This is a genomic window from Streptomyces sp. NPDC005899 (genome assembly GCF_040629645.1).
GTDB lineage: Bacteria > Actinomycetota > Actinomycetes > Streptomycetales > Streptomycetaceae > Streptomyces.
The window spans coordinates 1-1,054 of sequence record NZ_JBEXWB010000715.1; the positions used below are offsets into that span (position 1 = coordinate 1).

Consider the following 1,054-nt stretch of genomic DNA (forward strand, 5'->3'; position numbering starts at 1 on the left):
CGCATCGACGTCCTCTTCGCCATGCTCCGCGACGGCACCTTCTACCAACCACCCACCGCTGCAACGGCTTGACGAAAACCATAGGGGCACTTTTTGCGGGCTCCGGCTGCGTGCTGGTGGGCCCGCACGATCGTGGAGTCCACCGAGACGACCCAGTCAAGCTCCTCATCGGCGTCCACCTGGGCCACAAGCGTGGTGAAAACCCGCTTCCAGGTGCCGTCGGCGGACCACATCCGCAGCCGGTTGTAGACGCCCCACCAATTGCCCCGGTCTGGAATTTCTGGGGCAAGAGCCGGTGGCGGGGCGGTGCGGGCACCGGCCGCGTGCTGGTGCGCGCGCACGATGGTGGAGTCCACCGAGATGTCCCAGTCGATCTCCCCTGCCGCGTCGGCCGCGGCCTGGACCTGCTGCAGCAGCCGTTCCCAGGTGCCGTCCGCTGACCACAACCGATGGCGCTCGCAGACGGTCTTCCACGGACCGAACCGCTCTGGCAGATCGCGCCAGTGCACCCCCGTCCCAACCTGATGCGAGATCCCGTCGATCACCTGCCGATGATCATGTCATCGTCCGCACCGGCCGTTGCTCACCGGCAGGAACGGCCGCAGCCGCTCCCATTCCGCATCTGACAGATCACCGCGTTCTCCCCGCCCCATGCCCAACACAACGAGCAGATCAGGCGACAGTCACATGATCGGCCGGACAGTTCCTAGCCGTGGAACCCCGCGTGGAGGGCCGTCATCGACGTTCCGCGCGAAATCTGGAACCGATGGCACTCCGGCAAAATGTTGCCACCCGGGGCTGCGGGCCCGCACATGTGGTTCGAGCAGGTGCCGGAGCTGATCAGCTGGACCGTCGACAGCGGGTTCACCGGGCACCCGTACCTCGACGTCGAGGCCGCCAACACGCACCCAGACGCGCCAGCCACCGACCTACGGTGCATCGGCTAATTTGGGGCCCTTAGACCGTGTCCTATGTGGTGAGGCGAGCGAGTCGTTTGTAGCAGCAGAGCGCTGCGGCGAGGCCGAGAAAGGCCAGGTAGTTGCGGGAACGGCGC

At 66.3% G+C, this 1,054-nt stretch carries 1 protein-coding gene and 2 pseudogenes; 1 reads left to right on the forward strand and 2 read right to left on the reverse strand.

What is annotated here, in order from left to right; genetic code table 11:
- Positions 1-92: 92 nt before the first annotated feature.
- Both ABZ371_RS32870 and ABZ371_RS32875 read right to left on the reverse strand, forming a co-directional pair.
- Positions 93-191 (reverse strand): annotated as a pseudogene (locus tag ABZ371_RS32870) (IS5/IS1182 family transposase); the annotation flags it as partial.
- 117 nt (positions 192-308) lie between these two features.
- Positions 309-653 (reverse strand): annotated as a pseudogene (locus tag ABZ371_RS32875) (IS5 family transposase); the annotation flags it as partial.
- Between the two features lie 129 nt (positions 654-782).
- On the opposite strand from ABZ371_RS32875, the gene ABZ371_RS32880 reads away from it, so the two are divergent.
- Positions 783-947, forward strand: a complete 165-nt coding sequence (locus ABZ371_RS32880; protein ID WP_358686650.1) for a hypothetical protein — start codon at positions 783-785, stop codon at positions 945-947.
- Positions 948-1,054: the final 107 nt, after the last annotated feature.

What these genes read in the sequence shown, in the direction of transcription:
- ABZ371_RS32880 (WP_358686650.1), top strand. Translation starts at nt 783, where the DNA reads ATGTTGCCACCCGGGGCTGCGGGCCCGCACATGTGGTTCGAGCAGGTG.